The organism is Actinoplanes sp. NPDC026670 (assembly GCF_040638175.1).
Taxonomy (GTDB): domain Bacteria; phylum Actinomycetota; class Actinomycetes; order Mycobacteriales; family Micromonosporaceae; genus Actinoplanes.
In genome coordinates, this window is sequence record NZ_JBEZXU010000017.1 from 180,969 (window position 1) to 187,902 (window position 6,934).

The following is a 6,934-nucleotide window of genomic DNA, read 5'->3' on the forward strand; positions in this document are numbered from 1 at the left end:
CATGACCGACCGCCTTCCCGCTCCGGTACGCCGCATAACGGACACCTTCAAGTCCTTCACGCCGGGACAGAAGGCTGTCACTGTTTTCGCGGTTCTCGCGCTCGCCGTCGGCGGCTACTTCTTCGCCACCTGGGCGGCGAAGCCGTCGTATCAGATCCTCTTCAACAATCTGTCCACCAAGGACGCCAGCGCGATCGTCGAGTCGTTGCAGAAATCCGGCACCCAGTACGAACTGGCCAACGACGGCCAGACCATCCTGGTGCCGGGCGAGCAGGTGAACGAGCTCCGCCTCCAGCTCTCCGGTGAGGGCCTGCCCAACGACGAGGGCACCGGCTACTCACTGCTGGACCAGCAGGGCATCACCACCAGCGACTTCATGCAGCACGCGAACTACCAGCGGGCCCTGGAAGGCGAACTGGCCAACACCATCAAGTCGATCGACGGCGTCGAGGCGGCGACGGTCCACCTGGTGATGCCGAAGGAGGACATCTTCACCGAGGACCAGTCCAAGCCGACCGCTTCGGTGCTGGTCGCCTCGAAGGCGAACAACCCGCTCAACCAGCAGCAGGTGCAGTCGATCGTGCACCTGGTCGCGTCGAGCGTCGAGGGCCTGGACCCCACCCAGGTCACGGTCGCCGGTTCGGACGGGCGGATGCTCTCCACCGGCGGCGGCAACTCCATCGGCGCCACCGGCGGCGACGGCGGGACCGAGCAGCAGACCGTGGCGTTCCAGAACCGTCTGAACAGCTCACTCCAGCGGATGCTGGACAACCTGGTCGGCCCCGGCCACTCGGTGGTCACCACGAACCCGATCCTGGACTTCGACTCCACCGAGACGCGCAGCAAGAAGTACAGCACCGACCCGTCCATGCCGGCCGAGTCGGAGAACCTCAAGAGCGAGACCTACACCGGCACCGGCACCGGTAACGGCGGTGTGCTGGGACCGGACAACATCCAGGTGCCCAACGGTGTCGGCTCCGGCCAGTACCAGCAGAAGGACGAGACGCGTACCCGCCGCTTCAACGAGGTCGAGGAGGTACGCCGGAACGCGCCGGGCAGCATCGAGCGGCTCAACGTCTCGGTCCTGCTGGACAGCACGGTGGCCGGCACGATCAAGCCCGCCGACGTGCAGCAGTTGCTGAGCGCCGCGGCCGGCATCGACCCGAACCGGGGTGACACGATCGCGGTCGCCTCGATGCCGTTCGACACCAGCCAGGCCCAGGCGGCGAAGGACGAGCTCGCCGCGGTGGCCGCCGCCGAGCAGACGGCCAAGCAGACCAAGCTGATCCAGACCGGCGCCCTGTTGTTCGTGGTGCTGATGCTGATCCTGCTGGCCTGGCGGGCCAACCGCCGCGCCAAGAAGCGGCAGCAGCAGCTCACCGAGGAGGAGCGGCGGCACCTGGAGGAGATGCAGGCGGCGCTGGAGGCTCAGCGCGCGGCTGAGATCGACGTCACCACAGCGCACATGCTGGAGCTTCCGGAAGTCGCCGATAAGACGGACGAAGCGCGGGAGGAGCGTCATCGTGAGATCGAGGACCTGGTCCGGGAGAAGCCGGACGAGACGGCGTCCCTGATCCGCAGCTGGATCTCCGCCGACGAGAGCAACCGCTGAACCACAGGAGCAACAGTTGACTACACCGGCGCTCACCACGCTCTCCATGACCGGAGTGCGCAAGGCCGCGATCATGCTCGTCCAGTTCGGCCGGGAACATGCGGCGTCGGTCATGGCGAACATGACCGACAAAGAGGTCGAGATGGTGTCGGCCGAGGTGGCTCGGCTGGGCAAGCTCGACCCCGTCCAGGTCGACGACGTGATGGACGAGTTCTACGCCATGGCTACCACCCGATACGCCGGGTCGGGTGGCATGGAGTACGCCAGGGAGCTGCTGGAGGCGTCGCTCGGCAAGGAGCGGGCGGCGCTGATCCTGGAGCGGCTCGAAGCGTCGATGAACGACATCCCGTTCAACTTCCTGAGCCACGCCGACCCCCGGCAGCTGCTCTCCTACGTCCAGTACGAGCACCCGCAGACCATCGCGCTGGTGCTGGCCCACATCCCGTCCGGGCTGGCCTCCTCGATCCTGGCCGGCCTCCCGCTGGAGGTGCAGACCGAGGTCGCGCACCGGATCGCGATCATGGACCGCACCTCGCCGGACATCATCCGCCAGGTGGAGAGCGCCCTCCAGCGCAAGCTGTCGAGCGTGCTCCAGCCGGACGAGCTCTCCACCGTCGGCGGTCTGCAGCCGCTGGTCGACATCATCAACCGGGCCGACCGCACCACCGAGCGGCTCATCCTGGAGGCTCTCGACGCGCGCAGCCCGGAGCTGGCCGAGGAGATCCGCCGCCGGATGTTCATGTTCGAGGACATCGTCAACCTCGAGGACCGCGCGGTGCAGCTGATCCTGCGCCAGGTGGAACCGGCCGACCTGGCCACCGCCCTCAAGGGCGTGCCGGAGTCGGTGCGCGACAAGGTCACCAAGAACCTCTCCGAGCGTGGCCGGGAGAACCTGCTGGAGGAGATGGACCTCCTCGGCCCGGTCAAGGTCAAGATGGTCGAGGAGTCCCAGGCCAAGATCGTCAGTGTCATCCGTACCCTCGAGGACTCCGGTCAGATCGAGATCCAGCGCGGCGGCGAGGCCGATGAGCTCATCGCCTGACCGGGTGCTGCGCGGGGTGGCGGCCGAGAACGTGGCCGCCGCGCGCTTCGGCATCGACCTGCGCCATGAGACGCCGGTCGACGAGGAGGTCGTGGAACGGGCCCGTCAGCAGGCCCGGACCACCGGCTACGCCGAAGGCTGGGCACAGGGCAAACGCGACGCCGCAGCCTCCAACGAGGCTGCCGCGGCCCGTGCGGTCATCGCCGAGGAGGCGTACGAGCAGCGCCGCGCCACCGCCCTGGCCAGCGCCGTGAACGCCCTCGGCCGTGCCGTGACCGGCCTGGAGGACCAGCTCATGCCGACCTTCACCGAGTTGCAGGAGGTCGTGCTGGCCACCGCCTGGGAGCTGGCCGAAGCGATCATCGGCCGGCACCTCCAGGACGACCCGCAACGTGGCGCGGACGCCCTGCGCCGGGCGATGACCGCGGCACCGGAGCACGGCGACGTGATCGTCAGCATGCACCCGGACGACTACCGCAACCTCGTCGGCGAGAGCTCCGGCGAGGACTTCGACTTCGCCGGCCGGCGCATCACGCTGCGCCCGGATCCGGGTCTCCAGCCCGGGGACGCGGTCGCCGAGACCGGCACCGCCACTGTCGACGCCACCGTCGCGGCGGCGGTGGCCCGGGCCCGTGAGGCGCTGCGGTTGTGACCGACCTCTTCCAGCACCGCATCCAGAGTGCGATCGAGGCCGCCCGTCCGCTGGTCAGCGGGCGGGTCACCGGCGCGGTCGGCCTGCGCGTGACGGTCAGCGGGCTGGAGGCCAACGTCGGTGACCTGCTGCGCATCGGCGTCAGCGGGAACCAGGTGCTGGCCGAGGTGGCCGCCCTCGACGGCGAGCGGCTCTCCTGCATGCCGCTCGGCCCGATCGCCGGGATCGGCGCCGGCACTCCGGCGTTCGCCACCGGCGGGCCGCTGCGCATCGCGGTCGGCCCCGACCTGCGTGGCCGCATCCTGGACGGGCTGGGCCGGCCGATGGACAACGGGCCACCGCTGCGCGGCGCCCTGGTGCCGATCGACGCGGCGCCGCCGTCGGCGATGGAACGGCAGCTGGTCGGCGCGCAGATGTCCCTCGGGGTACGCGTGCTCGACACGCTCGTCCCGTGCGGCAAGGGCCAGCGCATCGGCATCTTCGCCGGCTCCGGGGTGGGCAAGTCGACCCTGATGAGCCAGATCACCCGGGGCACCGCGGCCGAGCTGAACGTGGTCGCCCTGGTCGGTGAGCGCGGCCGGGAGGTGCGCGAGTTCATCGAGCACGACCTCGGGCCGGAGGGCCTGGCCCGGTCGGTGCTGGTGATCGCCACCTCGGACACGCCGCCGCTGGTCCGGCTGCGGGCCGGCGCGGTGGCCACCCGGATCGCCGAGTACTACCGGGACGAGGGCGCCGACGTGCTCCTCATGATGGACAGCGTGACGCGCGCGGCGATGGCGCAGCGTGAGGTCGGGCTGTCGGTCGGCGAGCCACCCGCCACCCGCGGTTATCCGCCGTCGGTCTTCGCGATGCTCGCCTCCCTGCTGGAACGCGCCGGGCCGGGCGCCCGCGGCAGCATCACCGGCCTCTACACGGTGCTGGTCGAGGGGGACGACCACAACGAGCCGATCGCCGACGCGGCGCGCTCGATCCTGGACGGGCACATCGTCCTGGACCGGAAACTGGCCACCGCCGGGCACTTCCCGGCCATCCAGTCCCTCGACTCGATCTCCCGGGTCGCCAACAAGATCACCGACCAGCAGCAGCGGGCCGACGCCACCGAGCTGCGCCGTCTGATGGCCGCGCACCGCGAGGTCCGTGAGCTCGTCGAGATCGGCGCCTACGTGCCCGGCACCAACCCCGACGCCGACCGGGCCAACGCGGCGTGGGCGCAGATCAGCGACTTCCTCCGGCAGGACCTCGACGACCGCACCACGGCCGAGTCCGCCTGGGCCGCCCTGCGTGCTCTGATCGCCACCACCTGACCCGGAGATCCACCGGATCAGCCCGGCGGTCGCGTTTCGGCCTCGACCTTCGAAAACCTCGCGCGGCGCCGGCGGGGCGGTCCGGTTTGCGGTTGTCGGACTTTTCGGGCGTACGAGATGAGGGTTGTTCTCTACGCAACGCGAACCGTGACCCGCCGCGCATCGTGCCCAGCAACCGCGTTCGCGGGCGAAGGCCGCAGGTGGCGCCGAAAGGCATCGAACGACTGCCTTGAGGGATGCGGTGAATGCAGGTCAGTAGCGAAGTCGGTGCAGGGGCTCAGCGGATCGGCGGGCGGACCGAAGCGGCTATGTGAGGGCCCACCGGCCCCGCTAGGAGGCCAACGTTGAACCGCCTGTTCCGACTGGCGCCCGTGCTGCGCGCTCGCAAGGCCCAGGAGGACGCCGCCCGTGGCGCCGTCGTCCAGTCCCGCGCCGAGATCCGTGAAGCCGAGGCCCTGGCCAAGCGTCGCAAGTTGGACCTCGTCGGCTCGGAGGCGCCGAGCGAGGGCTCCGCCCGGGCCATGGTGGCCGCCCTCGTCGCCCGGCAGTCACTGGCCGCCGGCCTGTTCGACGCCCAGCGGATGGTGACCAGCGCCGAGCAGATCGAACAGGAGAAGCTGGCCGCCCTCGCGGACGCCGCCAAGCGTCGCCGGGCGGTGGAGCTGATGTCCGAACGCCACGCCGCCACCGTCAAGGCCCACGACCTACGAACCGATCAGGCCGCCCTCGACGAGCTCGCGGTGACCGCCAAGGCGCGGAACGCCGCCGGAACCGTCAACGACCCGAACCGGAGCGAAGCATGATGCTGGGTGTCACCGGAGTCATCAACCGCGTCGCCGAGTTGCAGGACCAGCTGGGCCTGAACCCGGCGCCCCAGGCCGTCGGCGGCGCGTCCGGCGCCAAGTTCGCCTCGGCCCTCGCCGGCGCCACCGGCTCGACCGGCGGCGCGCTCGCCACCTCCGGCCCGACCGGCGGCGACGTCGTCGAGGCGGCCAAGAAGTACCTGGGTACGCCGTACGTCTTCGGCGGCGACAACCCGGCCAAGGGGCTGGACTGCTCGGCCCTGGTCCAGCGGGCCTACCGCGACCTCGGCGTGGAGCTGCCACGCAACTCCTGGCAGCAGGCCAAGGCCGGCCGCCCGGTGGCGAGCATGGCCGACGCCAAGCCGGGCGACATCCTGGCGTTCAACTCGCCAGTCGACCACGTGGCGATCTACCTGGGTGACAACAAGATGATCGCGGCCCCGAAGCCCGGCGACCACGTCAAGATCCAGAGTGTGTACGAGACCCCCAGCGCCATCCGCCGGGTCCTCGACACCGTCCCGGCCGCCGCCGTGCAGGACATGTCATCGCTGCGCCCGGCCGGTCTGCGGGCCGCGTCCACCGACGGCGGGCTCGGCGGTGTGCCCTACGCGACGCTGTTCGAGCAGGCCGGCGCCAAGCACGGGGTCTCGCCGAAGCTGCTCGCCGCGGTCGCCAAGGTCGAGTCCGGCTACAACCCGAAGGCCGTCAGCAAGGCCGGCGCTCAGGGCATGATGCAGCTGATGCCGGCGACCGCCCGCGGCCTCGGGGTCGACGACGCGTTCGACCCGGCCCAGGCCGTGAACGGCGCGGCCAAGCTGCTCGCCCAGCACCTGCGCGAGTTCAAGTCGGTGCCGCTGGCGCTGGCCGCCTACAACGCCGGTGGCGGGGCCGTGCACAAGTACGACGGCATTCCCCCGTTCGCCGAGACCCAGGCCTACGTCCCGAAGGTGCAGAAGGCCCTCGCCGCGCTCGGCGGCTGACGAGCCCGGATCAGACACCCACTAGCAAGGGGAGACGGATGACCATGCCGAGTTCAGTGACCGGTCCCGACCGCCGGCCGGGCGCCGACGGGACCAGACGAGCGGGCGGGCGGCGTGAGGAGGGCGGACCGGAGTTCGGGTCGGCGCTCTCGGCCGAGATGGGCCGTCCCGGCGAAGAGGACGAACGAGCAGCCGACCGGCCACCCGGCAAACGCGACTCCCCCACCGACGCGTCCCAGGCGGCGGCCCGTTTCGCGGCCGACCGCGCCGCGATGTCCCGGGCGGCCGCCGCGCGGACGGCGACTTCGCACGGTGCGACTTCGCACGGCACGACCTCGCACGGCACGACCTCGCACGGCACGACCTCGCATGGGTCGACCTCGCATGGGGCGGCCGAGCGGGCCGCCGATCAGGCGACCGCACGGGCGGCCGACGGGCGTGAGGCGGCGCAGCGGGCGGCGACCGCGCGGGCGGCCGACGGGCGTGAGGCGGTACAGCGGGCGGCGGCGCGGACGGTTGCCGGGCGGACCGCCGCCGGGCG

7 protein-coding genes are annotated in these 6,934 nt (G+C 71.1%); all 7 read left to right on the top strand.

Annotated elements, in window-relative coordinates:
- Position 1 precedes the first annotated feature (1 nt).
- The gene (gene fliF / locus AB0E94_RS19065; protein WP_360327753.1) at positions 2 to 1,612 is read left to right on the top strand and encodes a flagellar basal-body MS-ring/collar protein FliF; all 1,611 of its coding nucleotides are present in this window, start codon (positions 2 to 4) and stop codon (positions 1,610 to 1,612) included.
- A gap of 16 nt (positions 1,613 to 1,628) precedes the next feature.
- Positions 1,629 to 2,654 carry a flagellar motor switch protein FliG gene (gene fliG, locus AB0E94_RS19070; RefSeq protein WP_360327756.1) on the top strand — a complete coding sequence of 342 codons (1,026 nt, stop codon included), beginning with the start codon at positions 1,629 to 1,631 and terminating at the stop codon, positions 2,652 to 2,654.
- Positions 2,638 to 3,306, top strand: a complete 669-nt coding sequence (locus tag AB0E94_RS19075; protein WP_360327758.1) for a FliH/SctL family protein — start codon at positions 2,638 to 2,640, stop codon at positions 3,304 to 3,306. Before fliG ends, AB0E94_RS19075 begins: the two co-directional genes overlap by 17 nt.
- Entirely contained in the window at positions 3,303 to 4,610 is a 1,308-nt protein-coding gene (locus AB0E94_RS19080; protein WP_360327761.1) for a FliI/YscN family ATPase, read from the top strand. The genes AB0E94_RS19075 and AB0E94_RS19080 overlap by 4 nt, the downstream gene beginning before the upstream one ends.
- Before the next feature lie 344 nt (positions 4,611 to 4,954).
- The gene (locus AB0E94_RS19085; protein WP_360327764.1) at positions 4,955 to 5,413 is read left to right on the top strand and encodes a cell envelope biogenesis protein TolA; all 459 of its coding nucleotides are present in this window, start codon (positions 4,955 to 4,957) and stop codon (positions 5,411 to 5,413) included.
- Positions 5,410 to 6,393, top strand: coding sequence for a transglycosylase SLT domain-containing protein (locus AB0E94_RS19090; RefSeq protein ID WP_360327767.1), 984 nt, complete (start codon positions 5,410 to 5,412; stop codon positions 6,391 to 6,393). Before AB0E94_RS19085 ends, AB0E94_RS19090 begins: the two co-directional genes overlap by 4 nt.
- A 38-nt stretch (positions 6,394 to 6,431) precedes the next feature.
- Positions 6,432 to 6,934 (top strand): hypothetical protein (locus tag AB0E94_RS19095; protein ID WP_360327770.1); only part of this gene is annotated, 503 nt, incomplete at its 3' end.

Coding starts and splice junctions, on each gene's coding strand:
- AB0E94_RS19090 (WP_360327767.1), top strand. CDS start 5,410: ATGATGCTGGGTGTCACCGGAGTCATCAACCGCGTCGCCGAGTTGCAG.
- AB0E94_RS19075 (WP_360327758.1), top strand. CDS start 2,638: ATGAGCTCATCGCCTGACCGGGTGCTGCGCGGGGTGGCGGCCGAGAAC.
- fliF (WP_360327753.1), top strand. CDS start 2: ATGACCGACCGCCTTCCCGCTCCGGTACGCCGCATAACGGACACCTTC.